This window comes from Waltera intestinalis, assembly GCF_009695995.1.
Lineage (GTDB): Bacteria > Bacillota > Clostridia > Lachnospirales > Lachnospiraceae > Acetatifactor > Acetatifactor intestinalis.
Genome location: NZ_VUMU01000009.1, coordinates 63550 through 89297 on the forward strand (window position 1 = coordinate 63550; position 25748 = coordinate 89297).

At 41.0% G+C, this 25748-nt stretch carries 26 protein-coding genes; 17 read left to right on the forward strand and 9 right to left on the reverse strand.

The genetic code is table 11. The annotated features are described in order from the left end of the window. The first annotated feature begins 14 nt into the window (after positions 1-14). Positions 15-3713, forward strand: a complete 3699-nt coding sequence (rpoC, locus tag FYJ59_RS08675) for a DNA-directed RNA polymerase subunit beta' (protein WP_154496486.1) — start codon at positions 15-17, stop codon at positions 3711-3713. Between the two features lie 65 nt (positions 3714-3778). Here the strand turns inward: rpoC and FYJ59_RS08680 are convergent, their stop codons facing one another. The 9 genes from FYJ59_RS08680 to FYJ59_RS08720 all read right to left on the reverse strand — a co-directional run bounded on the left by FYJ59_RS08680 (position 3779) and on the right by FYJ59_RS08720 (position 9545). Continuing rightward, entirely contained in the window at positions 3779-4195 is a 417-nt protein-coding gene (locus FYJ59_RS08680) for a hypothetical protein (RefSeq protein ID WP_154496487.1), read from the reverse strand. After that, on the reverse strand, positions 4188-4640 hold the full coding sequence (locus FYJ59_RS08685; RefSeq protein ID WP_154496488.1) for a type IV pilus modification PilV family protein: 453 nt from the start codon (positions 4638-4640) through the stop codon (positions 4188-4190). The genes FYJ59_RS08680 and FYJ59_RS08685 overlap by 8 nt, the downstream gene beginning before the upstream one ends. A gap of 30 nt (positions 4641-4670) precedes the next feature. Continuing rightward, positions 4671-5174 (reverse strand): DUF4860 domain-containing protein, encoded by a 504-nt coding sequence (locus FYJ59_RS08690; protein WP_154496489.1) that lies wholly within the window; start codon positions 5172-5174, stop codon positions 4671-4673. 17 nt (positions 5175-5191) lie between these two features. Continuing rightward, complete coding sequence (locus tag FYJ59_RS08695; RefSeq protein ID WP_118550001.1) at positions 5192-5530, reverse strand: hypothetical protein; 339 nt, start codon at positions 5528-5530, stop codon at positions 5192-5194. Positions 5531-5540: 10 nt separating this feature from the next. Further along, positions 5541-6593, reverse strand: coding sequence for a type II secretion system F family protein (locus tag FYJ59_RS08700; RefSeq protein ID WP_154496490.1), 1053 nt, complete (start codon positions 6591-6593; stop codon positions 5541-5543). A gap of 19 nt (positions 6594-6612) precedes the next feature. After that, on the reverse strand, positions 6613-7362 hold the full coding sequence (locus FYJ59_RS08705; RefSeq protein WP_205839505.1) for a transglutaminase-like domain-containing protein: 750 nt from the start codon (positions 7360-7362) through the stop codon (positions 6613-6615). 344 nt (positions 7363-7706) lie between these two features. Continuing rightward, entirely contained in the window at positions 7707-8207 is a 501-nt protein-coding gene (locus FYJ59_RS08710) for a hypothetical protein (protein WP_154496492.1), read from the reverse strand. 13 nt (positions 8208-8220) lie between these two features. Continuing rightward, a complete protein-coding gene (locus FYJ59_RS08715; protein ID WP_154496493.1) occupies positions 8221-8781 on the reverse strand; it encodes an RNA polymerase sigma factor in 561 nt (186 codons plus the stop codon). A gap of 62 nt (positions 8782-8843) precedes the next feature. Beyond that, positions 8844-9545: a GGDEF domain-containing protein gene (locus FYJ59_RS08720; RefSeq protein WP_205839506.1), complete on the reverse strand. Its 702-nt coding sequence runs from the start codon at positions 9543-9545 to the stop codon at positions 8844-8846. Between the two features lie 250 nt (positions 9546-9795). Between FYJ59_RS08720 and FYJ59_RS08725 the strand changes: the two genes are divergently transcribed. From FYJ59_RS08725 to FYJ59_RS08800, 16 genes are all read left to right on the forward strand, one after another. Further along, on the forward strand, positions 9796-10188 hold the full coding sequence (locus tag FYJ59_RS08725; protein ID WP_154496495.1) for a hypothetical protein: 393 nt from the start codon (positions 9796-9798) through the stop codon (positions 10186-10188). Positions 10189-10253: 65 nt separating this feature from the next. Continuing rightward, complete coding sequence (locus FYJ59_RS08730) at positions 10254-13631, forward strand: HlyD family secretion protein (RefSeq protein ID WP_154496496.1); 3378 nt, start codon at positions 10254-10256, stop codon at positions 13629-13631. 14 nt (positions 13632-13645) lie between these two features. Beyond that, a complete protein-coding gene (locus FYJ59_RS08735) occupies positions 13646-13855 on the forward strand; it encodes a hypothetical protein (RefSeq protein ID WP_154496497.1) in 210 nt (69 codons plus the stop codon). Positions 13856-14004: 149 nt separating this feature from the next. Beyond that, positions 14005-14460, forward strand: coding sequence for a PssD/Cps14F family polysaccharide biosynthesis glycosyltransferase (gene pssD / locus FYJ59_RS08740; RefSeq protein ID WP_154496498.1), 456 nt, complete (start codon positions 14005-14007; stop codon positions 14458-14460). Further along, positions 14457-14945 carry a PssE/Cps14G family polysaccharide biosynthesis glycosyltransferase gene (pssE, locus tag FYJ59_RS08745; RefSeq protein ID WP_205839507.1) on the forward strand — a complete coding sequence of 163 codons (489 nt, stop codon included), beginning with the start codon at positions 14457-14459 and terminating at the stop codon, positions 14943-14945. The genes pssD and pssE overlap by 4 nt, the downstream gene beginning before the upstream one ends. An 18-nt stretch (positions 14946-14963) precedes the next feature. Further along, complete coding sequence (locus FYJ59_RS08750; protein ID WP_154496500.1) at positions 14964-15761, forward strand: CpsD/CapB family tyrosine-protein kinase; 798 nt, start codon at positions 14964-14966, stop codon at positions 15759-15761. Next, positions 15761-16699 (forward strand): CARDB domain-containing protein, encoded by a 939-nt coding sequence (locus tag FYJ59_RS08755; protein WP_154496501.1) that lies wholly within the window; start codon positions 15761-15763, stop codon positions 16697-16699. Before FYJ59_RS08750 ends, FYJ59_RS08755 begins: the two co-directional genes overlap by 1 nt. 12 nt (positions 16700-16711) lie before the next feature. Then, positions 16712-17431, forward strand: coding sequence for a YveK family protein (locus FYJ59_RS08760; protein WP_154496502.1), 720 nt, complete (start codon positions 16712-16714; stop codon positions 17429-17431). A gap of 9 nt (positions 17432-17440) precedes the next feature. Then, entirely contained in the window at positions 17441-18424 is a 984-nt protein-coding gene (locus FYJ59_RS08765) for a glycosyltransferase family 2 protein (RefSeq protein WP_154496503.1), read from the forward strand. Between the two features lie 16 nt (positions 18425-18440). Continuing rightward, the gene (locus FYJ59_RS08770; RefSeq protein ID WP_154496504.1) at positions 18441-19046 is read left to right on the forward strand and encodes a VanZ family protein; all 606 of its coding nucleotides are present in this window, start codon (positions 18441-18443) and stop codon (positions 19044-19046) included. Position 19047: 1 nt separating this feature from the next. Further along, positions 19048-19917, forward strand: coding sequence for a glycosyltransferase family 2 protein (locus FYJ59_RS08775; RefSeq protein ID WP_154496505.1), 870 nt, complete (start codon positions 19048-19050; stop codon positions 19915-19917). A 32-nt stretch (positions 19918-19949) separates the two neighbouring features. Beyond that, complete coding sequence (locus FYJ59_RS08780) at positions 19950-21317, forward strand: hypothetical protein (RefSeq protein ID WP_154496506.1); 1368 nt, start codon at positions 19950-19952, stop codon at positions 21315-21317. A 15-nt stretch (positions 21318-21332) separates the two neighbouring features. Beyond that, the gene (locus FYJ59_RS08785) at positions 21333-22493 is read left to right on the forward strand and encodes a polysaccharide pyruvyl transferase family protein (RefSeq protein WP_154496507.1); all 1161 of its coding nucleotides are present in this window, start codon (positions 21333-21335) and stop codon (positions 22491-22493) included. A gap of 26 nt (positions 22494-22519) precedes the next feature. After that, complete coding sequence (locus FYJ59_RS08790) at positions 22520-23701, forward strand: Coenzyme F420 hydrogenase/dehydrogenase, beta subunit C-terminal domain (RefSeq protein ID WP_154496508.1); 1182 nt, start codon at positions 22520-22522, stop codon at positions 23699-23701. Between the two features lie 14 nt (positions 23702-23715). Next, positions 23716-24717 (forward strand): glycosyltransferase family 2 protein, encoded by a 1002-nt coding sequence (locus FYJ59_RS08795; RefSeq protein ID WP_154496509.1) that lies wholly within the window; start codon positions 23716-23718, stop codon positions 24715-24717. Between the two features lie 72 nt (positions 24718-24789). After that, entirely contained in the window at positions 24790-25743 is a 954-nt protein-coding gene (locus FYJ59_RS08800; RefSeq protein WP_205839508.1) for a glycosyltransferase family 2 protein, read from the forward strand. Positions 25744-25748 lie beyond the last annotated feature (5 nt).

The following is a 25748-nucleotide window of genomic DNA, read 5'->3' on the forward strand; positions in this document are numbered from 1 at the left end:
AGGGAGTGCCATTAATGTCAGAAACAAAAAATGAAACAACCTATCAGCCTATGACATTTGATGCCATCAAGATCGGATTAGCTTCCCCGGAGAAAATCCGGGAGTGGTCCCATGGCGAGGTATTAAAGCCGGAGACAATCAACTACAGAACACTGAAACCCGAGAGAGACGGTCTGTTCTGTGAGAGAATCTTCGGCCCCAGCAAAGACTGGGAATGTCATTGTGGTAAATATAAGAAGATCAGATATAAGGGCGTTGTCTGCGACAGATGTGGTGTAGAAGTTACCAAAGCCAGCGTACGTAGAGAACGTATGGGACATATCGAGCTTGCTGCTCCGGTATCCCATATCTGGTACTTCAAAGGTATCCCCAGCCGTATGGGCCTGATCCTGGATCTGTCTCCCAGAATCCTGGAAAAGGTTCTGTACTTCGCTTCCTATATTGTTCTGGATCCGGGAACCACCAACCTTGAGTACAAGGCAGTGTTGTCTGAGAAGGAATATCAGGATGCAAGAGAGACCTGGGGCAACAAGTTCCGTGTAGGCATGGGTGCGGAAGCTATCAAAGAGCTGCTGCAGGCCATTGACCTGGAGAAGGATGCAGCAGAACTGAAGACCGGCCTGAAGGAATCCTCCGGTCAGAAGCGTGCCCGTATCATCAAGAGACTGGAAGTCGTGGAAGCATTCCGTGAATCCGGCAACAAACCGGAATGGATGATCATGGATGTCATTCCTGTCATCCCTCCCGATCTTCGTCCTATGGTACAGCTGGACGGCGGACGTTTCGCAACCTCCGACCTGAATGATCTGTACAGAAGGATCATCAACCGTAATAACCGTCTGAAGAGACTGTTAGAGCTTGGTGCTCCCGATATTATCGTTCGTAACGAGAAGAGAATGCTGCAGGAAGCTGTAGATGCTCTGATCGATAACGGCAGACGCGGACGTCCCGTTACCGGCCCCGGTAACAGAGCACTGAAGTCTCTGTCCGATATGTTAAAGGGTAAGACCGGTCGTTTCCGTCAGAACCTGTTAGGTAAGCGTGTAGACTACTCCGGACGTTCCGTTATCGTCGTAGGACCGGAACTGAAGATTTATCAGTGTGGTCTGCCTAAGGAAATGGCAATCGAACTGTTTAAGCCTTTCGTAATGAAAGAACTGGTAGCCAAGGGAATCAGCCAGAACATCAAGAATGCGAAGAAGCTGGTAGAGAGACTGGATACACAGGTATGGGATGTGCTGGAAGAGGTAATCAAGGAACATCCTGTTATGCTGAACCGTGCACCGACACTGCACAGACTTGGCATTCAGGCATTTGAGCCGATCCTGGTAGAAGGTAAGGCAATCAAGCTGCATCCCCTGGTATGTACCGCATTCAACGCGGACTTCGACGGAGACCAGATGGCTGTACATCTTCCTCTGTCCCAGGAGGCACAGGCAGAGTGTCGTTTCCTGCTGCTGTCTCCCAACAACTTACTGAAGCCTTCCGATGGTGGTCCCGTAGCCGTTCCTTCCCAGGATATGGTACTCGGTATCTACTATCTGACCCAGGAGAGACCCGGTTCTATTGGTGAAGGTAAGTATTTCAAGAGCGTAAACGAAGCAATTCTGGCATATGAGAACCAGGCGCTGACACTGCATTCCCGCATTCATGTCCGCATGAGCAAGGTAAATGCAGCAGGTGAGACGATCACCGGCACGGTAGAGTCTACACTGGGACGTTTCATCTTCAATGAGATTCTGCCTCAGGATCTGGGATTTGTAGACAGAAGTGATCCCGAGAACTTCCTGAAGCTGGAAGTAGACTTCCATGTAGGAAAGAAGCAGCTGAAGCAGATCCTGGAGAAGGTCATCAATACTCACGGAGCATCCAAAACCGCAGAAGTACTGGATGACGTTAAGGCAATCGGTTATAAGTATTCTACCAGAGCCGCTATGACCGTATCCATTTCCGATATGACTGTGCCCGAGAAGAAGGGCGAGATGCTGGCAGCCGCACAGGCAACCGTAGACAAGATCGCAAGCAACTTCAGACGTGGTCTGATCACTGAGGAAGAGCGTTATCGTGCAGTCGTAGAGACCTGGAACGAGACCGATAAAGAGCTGACCGATGTACTGCTGTCCGGTCTGGATAAATACAATAACATCTTCATGATGGCAGACTCCGGTGCGCGTGGTTCCAGTCAGCAGATCAAACAGCTGGCAGGTATGCGTGGACTGATGGCGGATACCACAGGTAGAACCATCGAGCTGCCCATCAAATCAAACTTCCGTGAAGGTCTGGATGTACTGGAATACTTCATGTCCGCGCATGGTGCACGTAAAGGTATGTCCGATACCGCGCTGCGTACCGCAGACTCCGGTTATCTGACCAGACGAATGGTTGATGTATCTCAGGAGCTTTCTATCCGTGAAGTAGACTGCTGCGAGGGTCAGGCAGAGATCCCCGGTATGGTAGTCAAGGCATTCATGGATGGTAAAGAGACCATTGAAGGCCTGAAAGACAGAATCACAGGCAGATATTCCTGTGAGGATATTTATGATAAAGACGGTAACATGATCGTTAAACACAACCACATGATCACCCCCAGCCGTGCAGCTAAGATCCTCAGCGTAGGTGTAAATGCACAGGGTGAGCCTATTGAGGAAGTGAAGATCCGTACGATCCTGACCTGCCGTTCTCACGTTGGTATCTGTGCAAAATGTTACGGTGCCAACATGGCAACCGGTGAAGCTGTACAGGTAGGTGAAGCAGTCGGTATTATCGCTGCACAGTCTATCGGTGAGCCCGGTACCCAGCTGACCATGAGAACCTTCCATAGTGGTGGTGTCGCAGGTGACGATATCACACAGGGTCTTCCCCGTGTCGAGGAGCTGTTCGAGGCTAGAAAGCCGAAGGGACTTGCAATCATCGCTGAGTTCGGCGGTAAGGCGGAGATCCGTGATACCAAGAAGAAACGTGAAGTAGTAATTACCAATGAAGAGACCGGAGAATCCAAGGCATACCTGATTCCTTACGGTTCCCGTATCAAGGTAATGGATGGCCAGGTATTAGAGGCCGGTGATGAACTGACCGAAGGTAGTGTAAACCCTCACGATCTGCTGAAGATCAAGGGAATCCGTGCCGTACAGGATTACATGTTGCGTGAAGTACAGCGTGTATACCGTTTACAGGGTGTAGATATCGCCGATAAGCATATCGAAGTCCTGGTACGTCAGATGCTGAAGAAAGTCCGTATCGAGAATAACGGAGACACCGAATTCCTGCCCGGTACTCTGGTAGATGTTCTGGATTTCGAAGAAATGAATGAGAAGCTGATCGCAGAAGGTAAAGAGCCTGCAGAAGGCAAGCGTATCATCCTTGGTATTACCAAGGCAGCACTGGCTACCGACTCCTTCCTGTCCGCAGCATCCTTTCAGGAGACCACTAAGGTACTGACAGAGGCTGCTATCAAGGGTAAGGTTGATAATCTGATCGGTCTGAAGGAGAACGTTATCATTGGTAAACTGATCCCTGTAGGAACCGGTATGAAGAGATATCGTAATACCAGACTGAGCACCGATGATGTGGAAACCATTGATTTCAGTGGCGACATGTATGGTGATGATGCAGAACTGAATCTGAGTGACGGAACAGATCCGGAAGCTGAGAATACAGATGTTAACAACGAAGCAGAGACTGTGGAAGTGGGAACAGATGCTGATAACCAGTAAAAAAAGAAAAGATCTTATAAAAAAGCTCTCCGGGGATTCCCCGGGGAGCTTTTTTGAGCTGGAAATTACTGTAAGTCCTCTGTATTCAGTACCTGCCAGGCGGTGATCCGGTAAAAGGTGTCATCCGCAGACAGAGGGTATAAGATCTCAATGGTAACCTGTAAGGATTGCAGATCGGAAATAGGTATTACATATGACTTTCCGTGTCCTACGGAGTCGTAATACGCATCCTCGCTGTCGGAGGCTTCGTAGACGCGACGCAGCGTATTGTCCATACCGGCCAGAGACTGCTCTGCCTGATTGCAGGCATCATAGTAAGCAGTAGTACGTTCCAAAACGCGGGTGCTGAGCCTGCTGTCGGCATTAGCACTGACAATAGACAGTACGGCAAAGGATACCAGACAGAGGATCACGAATACCAGCAGGATCGAAGCGGAGCCGATATTCATACCGAATTGTCTTTTCTTTGAAGAATTACTCATGGTCCCCCCTCCTCTCTGCGGTGTGATGCATGACAGAAATTGTATAAATAGGCATCTCCGGTGCAGACAAGTCATACACGGTGATGTGGGCTTCCATGATACCGGTACCTTCCGCCGGAGTATGTACCAGCTCGGCCTGATAGCTGCCGCCATTTTCTGCGGAACAGAGGTTCCAGCAGCTGTCAAAAGTAAGCCGGAGTGTATTTTCGCTGATCTGTTCCGAAGGAGAGAACAGATCCTGCATGGCATTTATGTCGCCCTCCAGCGCGAGATACGATTCCGCCAGATTCTGTGCCTGGATGACAGCGTGGTTCTGATTTACTGTCTGTGTGCTCAGTAGATGGGACTTGGCAAACAGCTGGATGCAGACAGCGCTGGCCAGTGAGAAAAACAGGATCGCTATGATCATTTCCATTAGAAATAAACTGGATCTGGAATGTTTCATAATAAGTTCGGAATCCTTTCTGCCCGGTGTTTATTCCGCGGCATTACAGTGAATATGGATATAAAAGGTGTGGAACTCTCCGGAAACCGTTTGCAGGGATGCACGGATCAGGTCATTGGAGACATAGGAAAATGTCAGGTCCTTAAGCTCCATGATGTCCGCACCGGCAGGCAGGACCTGTCCGCCGAGAGAAGTCCCTTCCCGTATAAAGAGTTCTTTTAAATGTCCGTCGTAGAAATAGAGGTAGGTACAGTAGGTCTCATCCTCGATCCGGGAAAGCATGCAGAGAGCCGGGGCATCTTCCAGTGTAGTCAGGGAGATACTGTCCGCGGTATCATTCTGCCGGACTTTTTCCAGGATATAGGACACGGCCGTCCTGCTTTCGTAATTGACACTCATATCTTCCACGGTGTGCTGGTATACATCTGCGCCGATGGTAACGAGTGCCAGCGCGGAGACGGCGAATACACCGAACAATGCCAGAACGAACAAGATATCCACAATAAAATGTTTTTCCTGATTTCTATTGTTCATAATGTCAGAAAACTCCTTTAGTGAGCGCCGGTTCTGCGGAGTACGGTGACTTCCGGAAGAAGGTTGCTGCCATAGTATTCATAGTCGACAAAGAAACAGTTCTTATCATACAACAGACCGTAGTGCTGCTCCAGATATTCCAGAGAAGGAGGATAACAGCCTTCTACGGCATAGCATTGAGAAATGCTGCGTCCCAGGGCAGTTTCCAGACTTTCCTGCTGCTTGGTCAAAGTAGATTCACTAACGGATCCAATTCCCTGTAAAAACAGAACAAACAATACCAGAAATGCCAGAATCGGAAGCAGATAGACCAGTTTGCGTCCGAAGAACATGCTTTTTTGCTCAAAACGATTCATGATATCACTCCTATCCGATGCTGGTCATAATACCCATAAGAGGCAGGATGACCGATAACAGGATCAGACCGACGATCACTGACAGAATGATGACAAGGGTCGGTTCCAGAACGGCAATGATGAACTGTAATCTGCGGTTGGTATTTTCCTCATAGCGGTCTGCGATTTTTCGAAGGACCATATCTACGTTACCACTGCGGAAACCTACGGATACCATCTGAGAATACAGGTGATTAAAAATACCTGCACCGGTCAATGCTTCCGCAAAATTGGCACCGGCATTAATGGCTTCTTTGCAGTTTAAAATCTTCTGTTTCATTTTCTCATTGCCTACCAGTGCAGCCACCATGTCCAGACTGGAATAGGTATCCATACCACTGCTCAGAGTCAAGGCCATACCACTTGCAAAACGCCCGCAGGCCATACTCTCATAAAAGTGTCTGGTGAGAGGAAACCAGTTCAGAAAACGCGCGGTAGTACGCTTGCCACCCTGGGTTCTGGTGGCGAAAAGATACAGAAGCAGTATCACACACAGAATACTTACGAAGATAAAGGAATAACGGTTCAGATGATTGCCGAGACGTAAGAGGGACGCGGCAAACCCCGTCATCTCACTGCCAAGCTCCACATAGACCTGCTCGAAGATCGGCATAACACGGCTGACCAGCACTACGATGACAGCAGCCATCATGGCGATCATAATAAAGGGGTAAGTTACGGCATCCCGGATACTGCTGGCGATGGCATCTTCTTTTTCGTAATAATCTGCCAGAGAATTCATGCAGACATCCAGATTACCGGATTCCTCGCCCAGAGCGATCATATGCAGACAGTAATCGGGAAATACTCCCGTGGCTTCCAGAGCCTTGTGAAAACTTTCTCCCTGTCGGCATACGGTAAGGATCTGGTCGAAGATCGCCTTCCCCTCAGGCGACTGTGCATCACTTTGCAGGATGGCCATGCCCTCCACCGGAGGAATGCCTGCCTGAAACAGCATGGCAGCCTGATTACAGAAAGAAGCGATCTCTTCATTAGAAAGTAATTTTTGTTCTGTGGTCTTCATGTCGTTTTGTCCCCTTTCACTAATACATTTTCTGAAGGATATAATTGCTGCCGTCACCGATGAACTTTTTCAGCGTCTTGTTATCCGTGTTGGCACCGAAGGTAGGGTCTACCAATGTCCATACATTTCCGTCAAATTCAATGATACCGTTCAGCCATCCGGTTTCTTCTGTATAGACGCTGATCCAGGCATGGTAGGCGTCCTGGGCATAACCAACCTCCAAACGTGTAGGAATGCGCTGACTGCGAAGCATACTGGTCATCACTGCGGCATAATCCAGACAAATGCCTGTGCCGGAGTCCAGAATGGCATCTACATCTGAGGTATAGCCTGTGGGGGGATCAGAAGCTTTGGCATAGTCATATGTGATGTTAGCGGTAATGTAATCATAAATATTGGTAATGACTTCAAGGTCTGAAGCAGCAGTCGCTGCCAGTTCTGCACCTTTTGCAACTACCCGGGAATCGGCAGAAAAATTCACATACTGGTTGGGGTAGAGAAAAGGAGTGAATTCATCTGTGATAGTGGCAGATACCTTTTCATATAAACAGGTGGAATAATTCGTGCCGGATATATTCTCGTATATGGTCACTTCATAATCACCATTGCCCGAAGACAGAGGGAAAACCTCGTATCCGTTCCCGTGCAAATCATAGGTGTACACGGTGGAATCCGGGCTGGTAACACGAATCTTGACCTTGGGGCAGTTCCCAGTGTAGTTGGCACAGACATAACCCTCGGATGCGTGGGAATAATCGATGGATGCCACATTATTGTGGGTCTCCTTAGTGCCGTCAGCAACGGGAACGAGACAGAGTGGCGTGTTGTCCCGATAATTATTATCTGTTACGGTGCTACCTTCTGTTGCAGCGTCGTTAGACGGGCTTGACTGAGTAGACTGGCCTTGGTCAGAAGGGTTTGTCTGAGCAGATTGGCCACTGGCGGAAGGGTTTGTCTGAGCAGATTGCTGCCGGGAGCCCGATGGAGATACTGCCTCCGGAAAATCACCCGGAGAATCAGCACCGCAACCTGTCATGCTGCAGAGAACTAACATATATAAAATTGGTAAATAGAGTAATCTTTGCTTTTTCATATGTTTGTTCCAATTCCCTGTCATTCATGTTTGGGGGTTAGCAAATAATGCACATGGGAGCCGTTTTCTAAAGGAATGTAAATATTTATCTCCTCAGTTCCGTTGTAAGGAAAACCAATCCACCCCTTATCAGTATCTACCGGAATGGAAGAGGTGCGTTCCCCATCCGGAAATTCGATATATGCCTGATCATAACAGATATCATCACCGGAGAACTGCAGATATAGGATATCATCCTCTATGTAGTCATTTATCAGTTTGACCGGTTCCGGCGCAAAATAGGGTTCCAATCGCGTGGCGATGGGAACAATCACAAGTGGTGACAGAAATGTGAGCAGCAAAAGCACGGCTGTCAGCACAATCAGTCTATTGTATGGTTTGGTGTTTGCTTTCTGACGAAGTACAATTTTGTCAAAAGGTATGGTGTTGGGAGCTTTGTCGCAGGCGGCAAGAATATTCTGCAGAGCTGCATTGGCAGTATCCATATCCATTTGATATTTATTCTTCTTATGATAAAACATGCGGCTCACCTCCCTATCCTTTCAATATATTCTTAAGTTTTTCTTCGCCGGATGCGATATAGCGCTTCACACTGCTACGGCTTATATCCATGGCGGCAGCGATATCTTCCAGTTTCATATCATTGTAAAATCGCATGATGAGAACCTGACGCTCATTAAAAGGCAGCTGCTCTAAAGCTTTGTTGAGCCGGTCTGCCTCATTTTTCTGTTCATATCTGGTCTCCGGGTTGGAGTTCGGGTATTGATCCTCCACAATCTCCAAAATCTCCGGGTCAGAGAACTGCTCATTTCCTTTTTGACGTTTCTTACTCATGTCATAGCAGACATTGAAGGAAATGCGGTCAAGCCAGGCAATGAAGACAGTAGGATCGTTTAGTTTATTCAGATTTTTCAAAGCCAGTATGTAAATCTCCTGCAGAGCATCCTGCGCCAGATAGTCATCTCGCAGATAATGTCTCGTGTAATTGTATACTTTATTGTAGGTCATAGCATACAGTTCCGCAAATGCATTGGAATCATTTGCTTTGGCACGGAGCACAAGACCGGCTATGTATGCGATATTCAGTTCTTTCATATATTAATATTCCCATTGTTAAGAAGGTGCACCGCCGGAGCACGGCTTGTGGTAACACATCCTTAAGCATGTAGCTTATTGTAAGTTGCGGTTAATAACTGGGTAAAAGCATCAGCATGTTCTTCTGCATTCAGAACATAAGCATATTGAATAGAAATAGGAGCCTTGATATAGTCCTTGTTGTATTCCTCTAACTGACCCTCAAGTACCTTGATGAATTGCTCCATGCGGGAATCCGAACAATCGTTGATGACCAGTACATATTCGTTTCCGCCATTGCGGCCCACTACACCGAAAGAGTCTCCTGCTTCTTCAAAAATGGAACAGAAATGTTGGATGAGCGTATCACCTGCCTGGTGTCCCAGAGTTTCGTTGATTTCCTTCAGGTTGGAAATGGTCACCATGAAGCAGCCAACATTTGCAAGAGATTCCGGACTGTCATAAGTCTGGAATACCACATCAAGACCATGGCGATTGGGAATGCCGGTGAGATTGTCCAGGAAAGCGGCTCTGTTTAAGGCATGACTTTCTTCTGCAAAAAGCCTAAGCTGGAAAAAGTCATAAAGCATAAAGATAAGGATGCAGAGCATCAGAATCCAGGTGCAGGCACATAGAAACATCAGTGTGCTGTTGCTGTAAAGCTCCTTGCTGAGAGTTGGGTTACAAAAAAGAATGATAAAAAAGAGAACCTCTAATACCAGCAGAACACATAATTGAATGATTTTAGCAATACGAAAAACTTTTACAAACTTTTTCTCCGTCATATACTCCCTCATTTCTGCACTTCACAGACCCATGCCCCTGGCTGCGAAGTGGCTTTTGTAACACTTATTAAGAAATAACATATTATTTCTTATTATAAAGGAGACAATGTTAAAATGGAAGTAAATTAGGTTGTTTTCTTAATTTTTTTTTCTATTTTTCAAAAAAACTGAACCTTTTTTTCAAATGGGAGTGTCTTAATGAGTAGAAATAAGAGAAATACCAACAAAAGATTGAGAGGAGAATGCAGTAATGCATGGTTTGTTAGAAAGTTTCCCCGGACTTAGCATTGTCGGAAACATTCTGTTACAAAATATGAGCTATAGTATTATAGAGGTGAAAGAGGAAGAAGTTCCTCTGGCTCCGGGACTCGGCAACCCGTATTATTATCCGATGCTGGCAGTCATGATTCTTCTGTTTTGTACAGTGTCGATGGCGGTCTACCTTATCATATGTAATGGATATAGAAAACGAATCAAAGAGCTGGATGGTGAGAATGCCACGCACCTGGGGTGGCGGCTTTGGAAGTTGCGAAGCATGGTTAATGAATTGGAACTGCAAAAGGCGGAAAGCCTGATTCGGGAAATGCAGGAAAATTTTCAAAAAAATATAAAAAATGCTGAACCTTTTTTGGGAGAAGCGTAGTCTTATATAGTAGAAACGGAAATTGAGCGAACATTAAATAGAACATTGAGAGAGAGGACGGACGTATGAAAAAGATAGGAAAGAAGTTGCATAGAATATTCAGTTTTGCAATGGGAGTCATTTTGGTTGTAGAGACTATCAATTGTGCCGGACTGACAGTCCACGCAAGTGAAGACAGTGTTGGAGCAGCTGAAGCCATTGTAATGGATCAGGAATTAGCTGAAGTAGTAGATGCAGCAGAGAAAGCAGACGAAGCTGCTTACAATGCAGCACAGGCAGCTGAGACAGCTAAGCAAGCAGCAGAAAACTTGGCAGAAAAAGCCGGAGAGGCAGCACTTGAAGTAGCTGAGGATGGTTCCTATACCCAGGAAGTAGAAGGAGAAGACGGTACCACTACTCAGGAACCTGTTTTGAAGGAAGAGATTGATACTGCAATTACTAATGCTGAGACAAATGTGGATACTGCAAACACAGAAATTGCAGAGATTGAAAAGGATACCAAAGAAGATTTACAGGAAATCGTAGAGGGTACTGAGACAGCTACCGCAGACAAATTGACAGCTGCAGAGGAAGCAGCAGATGCAGCTGAGGCAGCAAAGGCAAAGGCAGAAGCTGCAAAGCAAAAGGCAGAAAGTGCAGATAATCAGTTTGCGGCAGAACAGGCAGCTAAAGAAGCAATAGAAGCTGCATTAGAAGCTCAGGCAGCAGCAGAAAGTGCAAATCAGGCATATGAAGATGCACAGGATATTTTAGATAAGGCATTACAGGCATATGAAGATGCTGTGGCAGCAGCAGAACTTTCTGTTAAAAACAGCGAAGCTCAAAAAGCAGCTCAGGAGGCATTGGACAGCGCTCAGGCGGCATTAGACACTGCAAAGGCAGCTGTAGAAGCAGCCAAGACAGAATACGATGCAGCTATGGCAGATAACGCAACCGCACAGGCAGCTGCAGATGAAGCAGCAAAACAGGCAGGTATTGCTGGGGAAGCAGCAGACCAGACCATTGATAATCTGGAAGAAAAGAAGGATGTGGATGTAGAAGCTCTGAAAGAGGAGAAGGCTGTTAAGGAGCAGGAGTTAGAGGCTGCAAAAGCCGCTCTGGAAACTACCAATGCTGAGCAGGATGAAATTATTGCGGAGGCTCAGACTAAGAAAGATGCAGCTGATGCAGAAATTAAAAGGTATGATGAAGCACAGAAAAAAATAAAGGAAATGGAGAAAGGGACCGGCGCTTTTGGCAGGGGTGATTCTCAAATTGAAGCAGCTCAAAAAGTTGCAGACAAGACTACAGATGATGTAAAGAAAACTGAGTGGGTACGGGATGGATGGAAATGGAAAGAGGTAAAAATCTATTACACCCAGTCTGAAATCGATGCAGCTAAGGCTGTTGTAGACGAGTATAATATGGCAAAGGATACTTTGAAAAACATTAACTTGGCTGAACAGCAAAATATTTCCGCAACCGCAAAAAGTGATATCGCAACTGCAGAAGCAACAAAAGCAGCAGCTGCACAGGCAATTACTGATAAGACTACCGAAGTTTCAGATATTACAACATCCATAGCTGCCATAGAGGACTATATTTACTCCGATAAAGACACTGAAGTTGCATATATGGATAAGGCACAGCAGGAAGCATATCAGGAGCTGCTTTCCCAGGCAGGTGTTACTTTTGATGCTTATGTGGAAATTAAAGAGGATACAGATAAATATATTGAAGCAACCAAAGATGTGAACTGGAAGGATTGGCTTGGCGGAATTTTCACAGGCGAGACTTGGGAGAATTGGTTTAATGAGCTGGATCTGGAAGCAAAGTATCATGGCTGGAAGACAACAAATGGTACCTATATTATTATCCAGAACGATAAAGATAACACACAGGCACTGATTACCATCCGTGATGACAAGGCATATATTGCAACGATTGACGAAGCAGAATTTGCAACCTATTCTGCAACCTTCGATGCGGTGGCAGCTTCCCAAGCAGCAAATAAAGCAGCAGAAGCTGCAGCAGCAGAGAAAGTAGCATTAGATAAGTATAATGCAGCATTGGAAGCACTTGCTGACGCACAGGCCAGATTAGATGCAGCTAGATTAAATAAGTTGAATATAGAAGAAGCAGCAAAAGCTCTTAGTATTGCAAAGCAGAACGTAGAAAAGACTGAGGCTGCATTAAAAAGAGCACAAACTGCAGCGGAAGAAGCAACAAAAGCAGCATTAGATGCTATAGATGAAGTTGATAAAAAGCCGATAACAGTAGAGTATTATATCTTAAACAGAGGTCTGGTACAGCCCGATGAGAGCCCTGTAACAAGTTATCCAAAAGGAAATTATTCAACCGCTTCTGTGACCGGAGAGCTTGTGAATGGTGCAGAAAATGAGAGCGGAGAGTTTGTATCTTATGCACCCATTTATAAAAAAGGTGTTATCGGTGAAGCTGTTTATAATTATTTGAAAGTACAGCCTACAACAGAGCAGATTAATGAAATCTTAGGTGCAGGCAATGAATTAAAGGATGGCGAGTCAGTAACTTGGTATGTTATCAAGACAGAGGGAGATGGATATCATGTTGATGGTATTATTTCCGGACAGAAGTTTAATATCACTGTAAGATTTGGTTATACTGATGAAGAAACCAATGAGTTTGTTGATTTAGCAGACAGTAAGACTGTGAAAGTCGGACTGGGAGAGAGCTATAGAGTTGATTCTGTGGCAATTGATGAGTATGTCGCAGAAACAGCATTTGTTGAAGGTGTTGCAACAAAGGATGATACATTGTATGTTGAATACACCAAGGAAGAAACACGTACTGTAACCATTAATTACTATCGCGGAAGCGTTGCTGGAACCTTATTGGGAACTCAGGAACTCCAGGTAGCTAAGTCTAAGGTAGAGGCTTATGCATCCACTATTAGAACGAATTGGCTGGATTTGAAGAAACCGGGTGATTGCAATTCTGGTGAGCTGATGAGTTATGTGGTAACAGAAGATAGTGCTGTTGCAAATGTTGTTTACACACCGATTCCTGTTACTCCTGTAGTACCTACTCCGGATGATGATGATCCAGAACCTGAAACAACAGTGACAACTGTGGAAGTTCCTACAACGGTTGCAAATGCAGCTACTACACCTGCTGCACCTACAACAGTTCAGACTCAGAATGTTGTTGCTCCTGCAGAACCTACTGTTATTGATGAGGAACAGACTCCTCTGGCACCTGCCATTAATGATGACAATCAGAACGGAAATGGTGGAAGCAAAGAGCAGGAAGTTGTTGAAATTGAAGAGGAAGAGGCTCCTTTGGCAGCACCCGGAAATTGCTGGATTCACTGGTTGATTTTACTTCTGACAGTTGTTTATACAGTATATGAGTTGATTCGTTGCATCGCACGTAATAATAAGATTAATAAGTTACAGGACAATGCAGAGCAGGCAGAGGCCTAGAAAGGAGAAGGGATATGAAAGAAAACAACAAAATGAAATATGTTGATATTGCAGTCAGTGCAGTGTTCGTTTTAGCATTAGTAGTAATCTACTTCTTCTGGGGATGTAAGCTTGATTTGTATGTGACAGTGCTTGCGGGAATCATTATAGCAGCTTCTGTGGCAGCGACCTATTTTCAAAATAAAAAGATAAAAGAATTGAGCACGGAAGAAGAAAATAAATAGTACAACAGCATATCCACCGGAGGAATCCGGTGGATATTTTGTCGTTTTACGGTGACAAAAGAAAACACATTTCTGTGTAAGATGCTTGTCTATTGGCTGAAAAGGTTGTAAAATAAAACGAATACGTACAGTTTATTTGAGGTATCTATATGAAGATTTGTTTTGTTGCATCCTCAGGGGGACATTTGGAAGAAATCTGCAGATTAAAGAATGTGGCGGAAAAATATGATAATTTTCTGGTAACGGAAAAGAATGATTTTGAAGTGAGAAATTTCGGAAATCGTCAGCATTATGTTCCACAGATGAATCGAAGAGAGAAACTTTTTCTGTTTAAATTCATTCGGTTGTTTTATATTGCTTTTCGAATTCTAATCAAGGAAAAACCAGATTTTGTGATTACAACCGGTGCATTAATTGCGTATCCTTTCTGTGTCCTTGAAAAAATAATGCATGGCAAGGTTATATATATTGAGTCATTTGCACGTGTGAATAAGCCATCGCTCACGGGGAAGATGGTGCATAGATATGCAGATTTATTTTTGGTACAATGGGAAGATATGTTGGACTATTTTCCGGATGCAGTGTTGGGAGGTGGCATATTTTGATTGTTGTAACGCTTGGAACACAGCGCTTTCAGATGAATCGGCTGATAGAGAAGATGGACAACATTGCAGCTGAATTGACGGAGGAAGTTTTTATTCAAACTGGGAATTCCACTTATCTGCCACAGCATTGTCAATATAAAGATTTTGTTGACGCTGAAGCACTTCAGCAAATGATTCGTGATTGCAGTGTACTTGTCACACATGCCGGAGTAGGTACTATTATGCGCGGAATCAGTGAAAAGAAGCCTGTTGTAGTAGTACCGAGATTGGCGGTATATCACGAACATGTGGATGACCATCAAGTTCAAATTGCAGAGGCATTTTCCCGAAAACAGTGTGTATTACAATGCAATGATTTGGAACAATTGGCATTGATAATAGAGCAGGCGAGAACATTTACGTTTCAGCCATATGCCGCGCCTGAAAGTAAGATAGAAGATATTATTTTAGAATATATTGATAAGCAAGTGAAAGCGAAAGAATAGGAATTAGGAGGATGAAGAGTGGGAAAGGAAGCAATAAAATCAAATAAATCACAAATTCAGTTATATGCGAATACGCAGCAAATTTTGAATGATGCTATTGACCGGGTAGTGGTGGAAATCCATAACAAACGAAAAAGCGATAGTGGTGCCCATAAAATTTTACTGACAGGTTGCGGTCCTCAGTGTGGCAGTACCTCAGTGAGCATCAGTCTTGGTATTTCTTTGGCTGATGCAAAGTGGAAAACATTAATTATAGATTGTGATTTACATAAGGCACAGGAATTAAAGAAATTGAATGATGCGACGGAAAAAGGATTGTCTGATATATTATTGGAAGAATCAGAAAATAGTAATCTTGACTTTGAAGAGATTATTTATGACACCAATATTGATCATCTTTCTTACATACCCTGTGGAAAAAGCATGATGAGTCCGGTGAGATTGTTTTGCTCCGGAATGATGAAGCAATTGCTTCAGTATTTGAATGGCAAATTTGATTATATTATTTTTGATTTTCCTTCAGTGGCAGTGGCACCGGATGCACAGATTTTATTCGGTGATGTAGATGGTATTGTGTTGATTTCCGCACTGGAAACTGTGACAAAACGTCAGATTAGGGACGCAAAACACAAAGTGCAGCCCTTTGCAGATAAATATTATGGGATGATCATTAATAAAATAGACATTGATCTGTATAGAAAATATGTAAAGAAATATGATTATTACTTTGTTGATAAAAAGGGAAATCAAAAGCTTGACGGAAGAGCTGCCAGACAGTACAAAAAGAAGAAAAAAGCAGCTGAGGAGGAAACCTGATGAAAAATAAAGTGGGACGAGCAGGAGTTTGTTTTATTGTAGCAATGATTTCTTTCTTTTTTACAGGAAAGATGAATGTTATAGCGGCGGAGAACACAAGCGTAAACAATACGAGTATGTTGTATGTGACCGGGTATGAGGTGACAAACGAAACTATTATACCGGGGAAAGATTTTACATTAACAATTAAACTGGGTAATTTCAGTAAAGGGGTTGACGCAAAAAATGTTTTTGTATCTGTAAATAATCCGGATGGGGTTACCCCTGAATATGGTACAGTAAGCCAGACATATGTGGAAACTGTGTCAGCTGGTGAGGAGGTTGAGGTTGCTTTCAAATACAATTCTTGGACAACTATACAAGCAGATGTTTTAAACTTCAATGTGAATATATCGGACGGATTAACTTACAATACAGCTCAGCTTCGTATTCCGGTGGGGCGGATAACAGATTTCGACGTAGATGACATAACATTTCCAGTGGTTTATGAGGAAAATAAAACAGAATATGTGAGTGCTAAAATTATCAATCTGGATAATGCAGGAGTGAGCAATGTAACGATGGTTGTCAGATGCAATGGGGAAGATATTGCATCGACTAATATAGGTACTATGTCTGCTGGGAAAACCAAGACACAGTCAGTAAGTGTAACTTTTGAAAAAGCAGGTGCATATTCGCTTGAACTGGTTCTTACCTATGTGGATGGGGAAGGAAATAACAAGGAATATACAATTGCTTCTGAATCAGTAAAGGTGATTGAATCCAGTCACCAGTCTGATAACCAGAGTTTTACGTCAGAGCAAAAGGTTCAAACAGTGCAGCAATCCGTTCCTCAGCAGGAATCACAGACGCAGAGAATCGTAGTTATGTGTGTTAGTGGTATTTTACTGATTGCTGTGTGTTGTATTATCCTTTTATTACTTCAAAAAAGAAAGTAAGGAGATGAGAAGATGGACTTAGATAAGATTGAAATGCAGGATGCAGATATTATTGAAAATGCGGTAGTTGGACTCCGAGAAATTTGGAGAAAAAAAATCATTATTTGCTTGATTACAGTTGCGGGAATTCTGTTTGCTTTGCTTTATGTAAGTATATTTGGTGGCGGGATAAGATATTATTCTTCGGCAACCTTATTTAGTGCTGTTTATGGCTCTTATTCTGCTACTACGGAAGGAGTTGCAGCTATGAACAGATATGCTGATTTAATCAGTAGTTCTCGTGTATGTGATAAGGCTGCGCAGGAACTGACAATGTATGGTATCACAGCAGAGGATTTAAGAGAAATGGTTCTAGACGAGGATATTCGAGTGTCAGGTGCAAACAGTAATTCCGGTGCATATGGTTATAAGCTAACAGTTGGTACGATTTCAGACGATGGAGATCAAGCGATTGACATCACCAATGCCATGGCATCTGCATTTGCCACAGAATTGAATGATTTGTTGGGTTCCAGTACCATTCAGGTAATGGATGAGGCTGTTAGGTATGGAGCTTTCAGAACGATGAATATTTTTCTGTATCTGATTCTATTCGGGGGTGGTGCTTTTTGTGTGTCAGCCGGGATCATTTTTTGTATGGGATTTTTCTCCCCTTGGGCACGTAGTGTGACACAGTGTGAAAGAGATGAGGATTTAATACTTGGATTATTGCCGTATGCAAGTGACAGATAGGAGGGCGCGGTGTTCAAAGTCAGTGTTATCATACCGGTGTATAATACGGAAGAGTATCTGGAGGCTTGCCTGGAATCGGTGATAAATCAAAGCCTAAAGGAGCTGGAAATTGTTCTGATTGACGATGGTTCTACGGACACATCACCAAAGATTATTCATGATTTTAAGATGAAATATCCGGAGCGGATACAGGTGATTACCAAAGAAAACGGTGGACAGGGCGCTGCCAGAAATATGGCAATACCTGTATGCCGCGGTGAATATATCGGTTTTGTGGATTCAGATGATTATATAGAGCCTGAAATGTATGAGAAAATGTACTGCAAGGCAAAAGAAACAGATGCAGATTATGTGGAATGTGATTATAAAAACGTAAAGATAAATGATAAGGGAGAGCAGCAACAGATTGCCGATTACGGAAGCAGAGTGCGAGCATACACCGGCAAGCAGGATATGTTTATTGACCCGATGCTTGCACCTTGGAATAAAATTTATCGTGCAGAACTACTGAAAAAAAGTGGCATTCTGTTTCCAGAGGGCGTCATTTATGAGGATACAGCATTTTGCTTAAAAGCAATTTCTATGATACAACGTTTTGCTTTTGTACCGGAGAAGTATGTGATGCATTTTTATCGCGGCGGATCTACTATGAATGTGAATAAAGCAAGAAGAGTTGGTGATATTTTTGCGGTGCTGCAAAATGTGATTTCCTTTTATCGGGAAGTTGGTCTCTATGATACCTATAGAGAGGAACTTGAATACTGTATTGTAAAGATTTTGTTGTGTAGTTCTATGTTGCGGATTGCAGAGGTTTCAAATCGGAAAATGCGGAAACAGTTTTGCAATGACACATGGAATATGATTAAGGAGTATTTTCCTGAATACAAGCACAACAAATATATTAAGTGTACAGGAGTAAAAAATTTGTATATGAGATGTATGACAGGGTGGAATATCTTCATATTTTGTCAAATATTTGCATACAAGCGATGAAAGGAAAGATGCTAAGATGCAGATGCTCAAAAAAGTTTTTAGCCCTACGATTATGGAACGGGCGTTGGAACAGTTCGGAAGTGTTTCCATAGAGAAATTCCTTCTCTATTCATTGGTAGGAGTACTAATCTTTTTGTTGGTTGTGATAGTGAGACGAATTCTTGGGAAGGCTACATCAATAACAGATATTATGTCCGGAATTGTTTGTATCATCTATTTATCCATTATGTTGCAGCTTACTCTGGTATGCAGAGAAAGCGGAAGCAGAATCGGGATTGATTTAGATTTGTTTCATGGTTTAAGGGGACCCGATAATGATTTTCATTGGTTGATGGTAGCCTATGTTATCTTAAATTGCCTATTGTTTATTCCTTATGGTTTTACTCTCTCATTGTTTTCTTTTGTCAATGAAAGAAAAAGTATTACTCAGATGGTGCTTGTATTGCTTATTAGTTTTGCATCAAGTATGATAATAGAAATTGCCCAACTGATAACACAGAGAGGATATTATGAGTTACAGGACTTGTTATTCAATACCCTAGGAGGTGTGATAGGTTGGGGTATATTTTATATTATCTATCGTGTGGGTACATTTATATATCGAAGACGGGAGGAAAAGTAGTATGCTTGCTTATTTGGTTTTGCATTATAAAAATGCTGATGTTACAGAGCAATGCTTAGAATCTCTTTTGGATACAGATATAGGAGATTCCAAAATCGTTGTTGTAGATAATGCATCAAATAATGGAAGCTATGAAGCATTATTAAACAAATTTTGTGATGTGAAGAATGTTCATTTCATAAAAAATGAGGAAAACCTTGGTTATGCTGCAGGGAATAATGTGGGATTTCGGTATGCTAAAAATATGTTGGGAGCAGATTGGATAGTATTGCTCAATAATGATGTCGTGATTGAGCAACACAACTTTCAGCAGATTCTTATGCAAGAATATGAAAGAGAAAAATTTTATGTAGCCGGGCCGGATATTGTTACACCTGAAGGCAATAGTCAAAATCCGTACTTATCTGAATGCCCGCAAAAAAAAGATATTTTAAAAAAACTTCTTCATGATTATTTGGTCTTGTTTTTAATGAAAATGCATGTACAACAAAAAATCAAAAAAATATTACATTACGATGGAAGCATATTTCAGCATAATGATTTACAGACAATTAGAGATTTTAAGGGAGTTTTGCATGGAAGTTGTATTATTTTTTCCCCTGATTATATAGAGAAGTTTAATGGATTATATGATGGTACTTTTTTATATTGTGAAGAAGAAATTTTATGTTTTATCCTAATGAAGCTGGGCTGTTCATATTGTTATTTAAAATCTTTACAAGTTGTGCATCATCATTCGGTAAGTATGAAAAGGGAGATAGAGGACGAAAATCTTAGAAAAATGCAAGAGATTAGCAGAAGAATTGATTCATACAAGAAATTTTTACATATTGTAAAATCCAAAAATAATGTTGGTGATTTCCTGTTGTAGAATTAGATAAAGAAGAGTTGAGAGTGATGAGAATGGATAAGTTAAGAAATGTTTCTCAAATTGAATATGTGGAGAACAAACCAGAACTTAGAAATGCTAAGTTATTATATATTCTTATGTCTGTTTTACTTATTACGGATTGGGTAATGCCCCAGTATTTTGGAATACATATTGCATTTGACTTTACATGTACTCGAATTATGAACATGATTCTTATGGTGTATTTTATCTATAATCGTAAAGCAGGAAATCATTTTGTTAGATCTATGTTGGATGTGCAAATAACGCCATATATGGTTTTGTATATGTTTGTGATGATTTATACTACCGTGCTGCGTGTAAATATAAATACATTTTTCTTAAACTTTTTGGATATATTAACATTTTTTATGGTTTATTATGGAATAAGGTATGTGATTGGAGTCCGAAAAGCAATTAATTGGACAGTTAAGATAGCTTGGTTTTTAGGAATATATGGTGTTATTGAGTATGCGCTTGGTTTTTCACCAATGATAAGAATTTTGAAAACTTTACCTGCTGTGGCAGGTGAGGTATATCGTTCAGGTCAATATCGTATTTCGGGACCGTGTGTGCATCCAATTGCATACGGAATACTGATGCTGTTTTTACTGGCTGTCATCTGTATTGATTATGATCGAGATGAGTTATATTTGTTAAAGCATCCTATTTTATACCTTCTTCTTTTAATTAACATATTTTTAAGCGGTTCACGTAGCCCGCTGGGTCTTGCATTTATTGAAACAATACTAATTATTTTAGCCAGTAGCAAAGAAAGAAGAAAAAAGACCATTATTGCTCTGTTTGCCTTAATTCTTATATGTGCGGTACTGGAACTGGCATTGATTGAAACAAGTATTGGGCGTTATATCATGATGCAGATTACAAGCATAATTGATGAAATATTTGGAACTGAATATTCGGTAAATTTCGGAGCTAATATATCACTGCTAAATATGAGTTCGGATTATCGCGATTATTTGCCAAGAATATTTACCGTTGAATGGTTGAATCCGTTAGTAGGAAAGGGAGCAAATGCACAAGTGGGATTTGAGTTTGATGGGGTGTTTATTAAGTCCATAGATAATTTCTATGTTGCGACTTATATTCGGTATGCATATCCGGGATTGTTGACATTTGTTTTAATACAAATAATGGCAGTATATTATATGTTAAAGACAGGATTAAAGCATAAATCCGGTTTAAGTATAGGGGTAGCGTTCGCTCTAATTGTCTATTTTATTGAGCTGTGGTGGGTTGATTATTTGCAGACCACAAAGTATATGTATATTTTGTTAGCTATCTATGCAGCACATTATTCAAATTGTTTTCAAAATTGTGATAAGATTGAAAAACACCTTAAAAAAGGGATAGCTTGTTGATTAAAGGAGAAAGCAATGAAAATTACATTGATGGGATTGGAATTTTTTATTAATAATTTAGGTTGTGAGGCTCTGGCTTATTCATTTGTAAGCGAACTGTATGACATAGCAAAAAAGCGTGGTGAATCTTTGGATATATCTACTATTGTATTTGCTGATAGGGGAACTCCCCATATACCAGAAACGGATATTCCGATTCGTTGTATAGGGATTCATTATAAATCATTGCCTTTTTGGAAAGAGATAATCAAAGAATTTAAGGCATGCGATTATATTTTTGATTTTACAATGGGTGATAGTTTTTCTGATATATACGGGATTAAGCGATTTGTGTTAGACGCACTGGTGAAAACTGTGGCAATAAAGTCGGGTACTCCTTATATTCTTGGCCCACAAACATATGGTCCATATAATCGAAGTCTTGTGAAAAAGTGGGCGAGATGGATTATGAAGAAGGCTTCATTCATTTATACAAGAGATGGGCAATCAAAGAAACTGGCAGCAGAATTAACAGGCAGAGACATTTTCTTGACAACGGATGTTGCATTTGCTTTGCCATATGAGCATAAAGTAATGGAAAAAACGGATAAAGTAAGGGTCGGATTTAATCCGTCAGGGCTTTTGTGGTCAGGTGGTTATACTCGTAATAATCAATTCGGGCTCACCTTAGATTATAGAAAATATTGTCAAAATATTCTCGAAAAATTGTGCTATAATGATAAGTATGAAGTTTATTTAATTCCTCATGTAGGAACAAATTCAAAATTTGAAGATGATTGTGAAAATGACAGTGCAGTGTGTCGGTTGCTTCATGATAGATTTACAAATACAAAAATAGTGGATGAAATTATGACGCCGATGGATGCAAAAGGATATATTGCAGCAATGGATGTTTTTATTGGTGCAAGAATGCATGCGACAATAGGTGCTTTTTCCAGTGGAGTAGCAACCATTCCGGTATCATATAGTCGAAAGTTTGAGGGATTGTTTGGCAGTTTGCAGTATGACTATGTAATACATGCATTGCAAGATTCCACAGAGGATGCTGTAAAAAAGACGATACAATATGTCGAAGAATTCTTAGTGCTAAAGAGTAAAATTGAGACATCAATGGAAATTGTTAATGATAAGCAAAAGTTATTTAGGGATTCTCTTATAAAGGATGTATTTCAATAAATTGAATCTATATTGAGGAGTTAAAAATGAAAAAACACGATTATGCACAGTATTGTGTTGGATGTGGCTTATGCGGTGCAAAATGTGGGCAAAAAATGCAGAAAACAGATAAGGGGTATCTGGTTCATGCGAACGAAATGCCTGACAAATGTGTAGAATTTTGTGACGAGTATTGCCCTGCAAGCCAGAATTCAATTAATAAACTGAATACAAGTTCTGTCTGGGGCTACTATGAAAAAGTACATATAGGATATTCAAGTGATAGAGAGATTCGGAATAATGCTTCGAGTGGAGGTGTTTTATCAGCATTAGCAATCTATTTATTAGATAAGGGGCTCATCGATGCAGTCATTCATACTGGTAAAGATGAAAAACTGCCATATAACACGATGACCAAAATAAGCGTTACCAAACAAGATGTAATGAAAAACTGCGGGTCCAGATATGCAATTTCTCATTCACTATTAGATATGTGGGAGTTCGTTGAGCCTGGGAAAAAATATTGTTATATTGGAAAACCATGTGATGTTACAGCTTTAAAAAACTTTTTAGAGAAAAATGAGATGTTGTCAGAACAATTTCCCTATATCTTTTCTTTCTTTTGTGCAGGGATGCCTAGTACTCAGGCGAACTTGGAATTGCTTGCCAAACTAAATTGTAAAGAAGAATGTATTGATTTAACATATAGAGGAAACGGATGGCCTGGATTTGCTACTGCTGTTGATAGAAATGGTAATGAACATCAGTTGGACTATGTGACTGCATGGGGAGGCATTTTAGGGCGTGATATCAATAGGTTTTGCAGATTTTGCTTAGATGGAATAGGAGAACGAGCAGATATATCATGTGGTGATGCGTGGTATTTATTACCGGATGGTAATCCGGATTTCACAGAGCATGAGGGGAGAAATATTGTCTTTACAAGAAATGCAAAGGGAAATACTTTGCTACAAGATGCGGTAAGAGATGGTTATATTATAATTGAACCAATTGATGATGTGGATAATTATTTAAAACAGATGCAGAAATATCAATTTGTGAGAAGAAGTACAATGAGTGTTAAGCTTTTGGCATGTAGAATGTTTGGGATGAATATTCCATATTCATCCAAAGGAGTAGTTAAAGAGCTTGCTAAGCATGCTAGTATAAGCGATAAGTATAAAATATTTAAGGGAACTATTAAGAGAATACTAACAAAAAAAATATAATGTAGGTAGTTAAAATGCAAAGAATAATGAGGTTTTTTGAAAGATATTCTTCTTCGATATATTACTTCATCAGAAAATTGGCAAAAACTTCACTTGAACGTAAATGTATGCTTCTTCTTTTTTCGCCAATATTGTTTGTGACTGCTGGTATAACATATATATCAGGGAAATGTTTTAGTTGTAAGGATAGTAAAATTTATCCACACAAATTAGCAATTGCTGCAATCATGAAAGATGAAGGATTATATATTGAAGAATGGCTTTGTTATCATATTATCAGAGGAGTGGATAAGTTCTTTTTGTTTGATAATGGGAGTTCTGACAATATAAAAAATATTCTGAAAAAATATATTGATGTGGGAATAGTAGAATATATATATTTGCCCGGTAGAGCAAAACAACTTGATGCTTATTTTGCAGCGACTAAAAAAGCAAAAAAAACAGTCAAGTATATTATGTATTTGGACTGTGATGAGTTCATAACGACTGCCGATGCTTCCGCAGATTTATATGAAGTAATTCATTCTGTTTTTGAGGCATATACAAATGCAGCTGCGGTTGCAGTTAACTGGTATGTATATGGATCGAATGGTTACAAAACCAAGCCGGAGGGATTGGTAATGGAAAATTATGTCTATCGCGCGAAAGACGAAGCGGAGCCTAATGGATTGGTTAAAATAATTGCAAATCCCCGTAGGATTTGTTGCATGAATTCACCTCATACTGTTTATCCAAAAGGACATTTATGTGTTGTGAATGAAGCTGGGCAAGTTGTAAATGGTGCTAGAATTGATTACCCTAATAATCGATATAGTTTATTAAGAATAAATCATTACTACTGTAAATCAGAAGAAGAATGTAAGATAAAGTTTAGTAGAGGTCAGGCTGATTTTGAGGAGAACGTAATTAGGAAATGGAATGAGTTCATTCGTTTTGATTTGAATGATGTGTACGATAATATTATGAATTCCTATGTTGATAAAGTTTATAGGGAGATAGAAAAATTTAGATATTGACATCGGTTGGATGGATTTACTTCCGAACAAATAGAAAAAACTAATAAAAGATACTGGATGATAGAGGATGCTATGGACAGAAAAGAGGATGCTTTAATTAGCGTAATAGTAACAGCATATAATGTTGAAACATATCTGGATGAATGTATAAAAAGTATCTTAAACCAAACCTACAGCAATTTGGAAGTCATACTGGTAGATGATGGTTCCACTGATGCAGTACCTGAAATTTGTGATAAATGGATGGAACAAGACAAACGTATCAAAGTAATTCATAAAATGAATGGTGGTTGTTCTTCTGCAAAAAATACTGGGATGGCTGCTGCAACTGGGGATTATATTGGTTTTGTGGATGGAGATGACTATATTGTACCGGAGTATTATGAAACATTATTGACATGCCTTCTCGAAACAAATAGTGATATAGTGCGCACTGGCATGCAAAGAGTAGATGAAGATGGAAATTTCTTGTCGAGTGTAATACCTAAAACAGCAACTTATAATAGTTATGAAGCATTGCAATGTCTTGGGTTAGATGATGGGATTTTTATTATGAATTCCTTATCATTAAGTAAAAAGAAAGTATTTTGTGATGTTGTATTCCCTGAAGGTAGGGTGTGTGAAGATGCGGCAATGGCACATGTAATGTTTTGCAATGCAGAAAAACTGACAGTTTTATGCGGAGATTTATATCGTTATAGAATTGTGAGCAACAGTATTATGCATTCCAAAATGTCTGTATCAAAATTGGATATAGTAGAAGCACTTTATAATCGATTTGTGGATTATGAAAAAAAGGGTTATACAGAATTATTACTTGATACTTGTAATATTGCAAAAAACAAAATGTGGATGTTAGCCACAATTCCATTTACAACAAGAGAGGAGCATCTTAGGAAAAATGAAATAATTAGGATGTATCGTTATATGTATAAAAACACGCCGGCCCATAAAAGTATTCAATGCAAGTTATGCTATATGTTTCCTAGATTGTATAATTGGCTTAAGGTTGTTTTTAAAAGGTGATGGGG

What these genes read in the sequence shown, in the direction of transcription:
- FYJ59_RS08685 (WP_154496488.1), bottom strand. Translation starts at nt 4,640, where the DNA reads ATGAAACATTCCAGATCCAGTTTATTTCTAATGGAAATGATCATAGCG.
- FYJ59_RS08725 (WP_154496495.1), top strand. Translation starts at nt 9,796, where the DNA reads ATGCATGGTTTGTTAGAAAGTTTCCCCGGACTTAGCATTGTCGGAAAC.
- FYJ59_RS08795 (WP_154496509.1), top strand. Translation starts at nt 23,716, where the DNA reads ATGCAAAGAATAATGAGGTTTTTTGAAAGATATTCTTCTTCGATATAT.
- FYJ59_RS08775 (WP_154496505.1), top strand. Translation starts at nt 19,048, where the DNA reads ATGCTTGCTTATTTGGTTTTGCATTATAAAAATGCTGATGTTACAGAG.
- pssD (WP_154496498.1), top strand. Translation starts at nt 14,005, where the DNA reads ATGAAGATTTGTTTTGTTGCATCCTCAGGGGGACATTTGGAAGAAATC.
- FYJ59_RS08710 (WP_154496492.1), bottom strand. Translation starts at nt 8,207, where the DNA reads ATGTTTTATCATAAGAAGAATAAATATCAAATGGATATGGATACTGCC.
- FYJ59_RS08720 (WP_205839506.1), bottom strand. Translation starts at nt 9,545, where the DNA reads ATGACGGAGAAAAAGTTTGTAAAAGTTTTTCGTATTGCTAAAATCATT.
- rpoC (WP_154496486.1), top strand. Translation starts at nt 15, where the DNA reads ATGTCAGAAACAAAAAATGAAACAACCTATCAGCCTATGACATTTGAT.
- FYJ59_RS08735 (WP_154496497.1), top strand. Translation starts at nt 13,646, where the DNA reads ATGAAAGAAAACAACAAAATGAAATATGTTGATATTGCAGTCAGTGCA.
- FYJ59_RS08755 (WP_154496501.1), top strand. Translation starts at nt 15,761, where the DNA reads ATGAAAAATAAAGTGGGACGAGCAGGAGTTTGTTTTATTGTAGCAATG.
- FYJ59_RS08690 (WP_154496489.1), bottom strand. Translation starts at nt 5,174, where the DNA reads ATGAACAATAGAAATCAGGAAAAACATTTTATTGTGGATATCTTGTTC.
- FYJ59_RS08695 (WP_118550001.1), bottom strand. Translation starts at nt 5,530, where the DNA reads ATGAATCGTTTTGAGCAAAAAAGCATGTTCTTCGGACGCAAACTGGTC.
- FYJ59_RS08785 (WP_154496507.1), top strand. Translation starts at nt 21,333, where the DNA reads ATGAAAATTACATTGATGGGATTGGAATTTTTTATTAATAATTTAGGT.
- FYJ59_RS08730 (WP_154496496.1), top strand. Translation starts at nt 10,254, where the DNA reads ATGAAAAAGATAGGAAAGAAGTTGCATAGAATATTCAGTTTTGCAATG.
- FYJ59_RS08790 (WP_154496508.1), top strand. Translation starts at nt 22,520, where the DNA reads ATGAAAAAACACGATTATGCACAGTATTGTGTTGGATGTGGCTTATGC.
- FYJ59_RS08700 (WP_154496490.1), bottom strand. Translation starts at nt 6,593, where the DNA reads ATGAAGACCACAGAACAAAAATTACTTTCTAATGAAGAGATCGCTTCT.
- FYJ59_RS08780 (WP_154496506.1), top strand. Translation starts at nt 19,950, where the DNA reads ATGGATAAGTTAAGAAATGTTTCTCAAATTGAATATGTGGAGAACAAA.
- FYJ59_RS08680 (WP_154496487.1), bottom strand. Translation starts at nt 4,195, where the DNA reads ATGAGTAATTCTTCAAAGAAAAGACAATTCGGTATGAATATCGGCTCC.
- FYJ59_RS08770 (WP_154496504.1), top strand. Translation starts at nt 18,441, where the DNA reads ATGCAGATGCTCAAAAAAGTTTTTAGCCCTACGATTATGGAACGGGCG.
- FYJ59_RS08715 (WP_154496493.1), bottom strand. Translation starts at nt 8,781, where the DNA reads ATGAAAGAACTGAATATCGCATACATAGCCGGTCTTGTGCTCCGTGCC.
- FYJ59_RS08760 (WP_154496502.1), top strand. Translation starts at nt 16,712, where the DNA reads ATGGACTTAGATAAGATTGAAATGCAGGATGCAGATATTATTGAAAAT.
- FYJ59_RS08800 (WP_205839508.1), top strand. Translation starts at nt 24,790, where the DNA reads ATGGACAGAAAAGAGGATGCTTTAATTAGCGTAATAGTAACAGCATAT.